The organism is Phenylobacterium sp., assembly GCF_030693805.1.
Lineage (GTDB): Bacteria > Pseudomonadota > Alphaproteobacteria > Caulobacterales > Caulobacteraceae > Phenylobacterium.
In genome coordinates, this window is the sequence record NZ_JAUXZW010000176.1 from 1 (window position 1) to 2,548 (window position 2,548).

Sequence of the window (2,548 nt, forward strand, 5' to 3'; positions counted from 1 at the left end):
GCGGAGGTGGTCCTGCTGGGGTTTCGGCGCAGCGAAATGCCGGTGCGCGCGGTGGCGGGCGTCGACGCCGTGGACCTTGGCCGCACCCACAACGCCCGCATGGGCCACCGCGCCGCGCTGACGCTGGCGCGCGCGATGAACCCCAGGCGATGGCGCGCACTGCTGTCGGGCTGCGACGCGGTGATCGGGCGCAATCTGGAAATGCTCGTGCTGGCCGCCCGCGCCCGCGACGCCTGCGCGCCCAGTGCGGCGCTGGTCTACGAGTGCCTGGACATCCACCGGCTGATGCTGCGCCGGGGCCCGCTGGGCGGCGCGCTGCGGGCGCTGGAGCGCGCCCTGCTCGCTCGATGCCGCTGGCTGATGGTCAGCTCGCCGGCTTTCGTCGAGGCCTATTTCGAGCCGCGCCAATCGCTGGCGACGCCCTGGCTTCTCGTCGAGAATAAGGTGTTCGCGGCCGAGCCGGCGCCCCTGCAGAGCCCTCCCGCCGGACCGCCGTGGCGCATTGGCTGGTTCGGCATGATCCGCTGCCGGCGCAGCCTGGAGATGCTGAGCACGCTCGCAGGGCGTCTACCGGATCGCGTCGAGGTGGTGATCCGCGGAATCCCCAGCGACGACGTGTTCGGCGACTTCCAGGCTTGCGTGGCGGGCGAGCCGAACGTCACCTTCGAAGGTCCCTACCGGTCGCAGGATCTCGCGCAGCTATACGCCGCGGTGCATTTCACCTGGGCGGTCGACTATTTCGACGCTGGCGAGAACTCCGACTGGCTGCTGCCCAACCGACTGTATGAAGGCGCGCTCTATGGCTCGGTGAGCCTGGCGCGCGCCGGCGTCGAGAGCGGACGATGGGTCGCCGCGCATTCCGCCGGCTTGGCCTTGGAAGATCCGCTGGAGGACGCCGCGGCCCTGCTGCGCGACCTGACCCCGCAGGCCTACGCCGCGCTTGCACAGGAGGTTCGGGATCTGCCGAGAGCCGATCTTGCGGTCGACGAGGCGGAGTGCCGCGCCCTGGTCGCACAGTTGACGCTGGTCGCATGACGGCGGCGTCCGACGTTCTGGTGGTCATCCCGACGCTGAATGAGGCGCGCAGGCTGTCCGGCGTCCTCGACGGCCTGCTCGCCGATCCTGCGTTGGACCGGATGCTGATCGTCGTCTGCGACGGCGGCAGCACGGACCAGACATGCGCGATCGCAGAGGCGGTCGCAGCGCACCATCCCCAGGTGCGCCTGCTGCACAATCCCAAGCGGCTGCAAAGCGCGGCGGTGAACCTAGCGTTGCGCACCTGCGGCGAAGGCCGCGAGTGGCTGGTCCGAGTCGACGCCCATGCGGCCTATCCCGCGCACTATGTATCAAGACTGATCGCCTGCGGAGAGCGCACTGACGCAGATTCGGTGACGACGCCGATGGTCAGCCGGGGCGAGGATTGCTTCCAGCGCGCCGCCGCGGCGGCGCAGAACTCGCCCTTGGGAACAGGCGGCTCGGCGCACCGTCGAGCCGGCGTCTCGGGTTGGGTGGAGCATGGCCACCATGCGCTGTTCCGCAGCGCCCGGTTCGCCGCGCTGGGCGGATATGACGAGGATTTCAGCCACAACGAGGACGCCGAGTTTGACACCCGCCTGGTCGCCGCCGGCGGGCGTATCTGGCTCGAGGGCGACCTGGCCATCGGCTACTACCCGAGGAGCACGCCGACGGCGTTGTTCCGCCAATACCTGCGCCACGGCGACGGACGGGCGCGCACCGTTCGCCGGCACAAGGCGAGGCTCAAACTGCGACAGTTGGCGCCGCTTGCGATCGCGCCTGCGGTGCTGATCGCGGCGGCCGCGCCATGGTTCTGGCCGCTGGGGCTGCCGGCGGCGATGTGGGCGCTGGCCTGCCTGGGCTACGGCTTGCTGCTCGGGCTGCGCGCCCGCGACCCTTGTGCGGCGGCCTCGGGCCTGGCCGCGATGATCGCCCACCTCGCCTGGTCGATCGGCTTCTGGCGCCGGACCCTCGCCGGCTAGCGCTTCAGGCGCGCGAGACTGAGGACCGAGACCCCGAAGGGCAGTTTCATAGCCGGCAGCAGGTGGCGCTCGGCGGCGAACACCGCGCCCAGGGCCGCGTTGGCGAAGGCCGGCGGAAGGCTGGAGGTGTCTTCGCTGGAGGCTGAACCCGTGAGCCGCTGGACAGTGCGCCCGGCCAGCGCGGCTGGAAAAAGCAAGGTGTTGAAATAGCTGCTGTAGGCGATCTCCAGCCCGGCGCGCTCCAGCATGGCGTCGAAGGCCGGGCGACGGTAGCGGCGCTTGTGGTGCAGCACCTCGTCGTGGCCGCTCCACAGGAACATGAAGGCCGGTACGGTGAACAGCGCGAAGCCGTCCGGCTTCAGTCGCTGGGCGAGCGCAGCACAGCTCGCCTCGTCCGCATCGACATGCTCGATGACGTCGAGCGCGCAGACCAGGTCGAAGCGTTCGTCGAAGGCGGTCGGGCCAGGCAGCGCACCGGCGCGGACCTCGGCGAGGTTCAGGCTGGCGGCGGCTTCGCGGGCGTCCGGGTCGGGCTCGAAGGCGTGGACGTC

Annotated in this window: 3 protein-coding genes; 2 read left to right on the forward strand and 1 reads right to left on the reverse strand. The window is 70.5% G+C overall.

Going from position 1 to position 2,548, the window contains the following annotated elements; all coding sequences use genetic code 11:
• Positions 1 to 1,035, forward strand: a 1,035-nt coding sequence (locus Q8M88_RS07315; protein ID WP_305595885.1) for a glycosyl transferase family 1, incomplete at its 5' end; no start/stop codon positions are given.
• On the forward strand, positions 1,032 to 1,997 hold the full coding sequence (locus Q8M88_RS07320) for a glycosyltransferase family 2 protein (RefSeq protein WP_305595887.1): 966 nt from the start codon (positions 1,032 to 1,034) through the stop codon (positions 1,995 to 1,997). The genes Q8M88_RS07315 and Q8M88_RS07320, both read left to right, overlap by 4 nt.
• Here the strand turns inward: Q8M88_RS07320 and Q8M88_RS07325 are convergent.
• Positions 1,994 to 2,548, reverse strand: a 555-nt coding sequence (locus Q8M88_RS07325) for a bifunctional 2-polyprenyl-6-hydroxyphenol methylase/3-demethylubiquinol 3-O-methyltransferase UbiG (RefSeq protein WP_305595889.1), incomplete at its 5' end; no start/stop codon positions are given. The two genes, Q8M88_RS07320 and Q8M88_RS07325, sit on opposite strands and share 4 nt — an antisense overlap.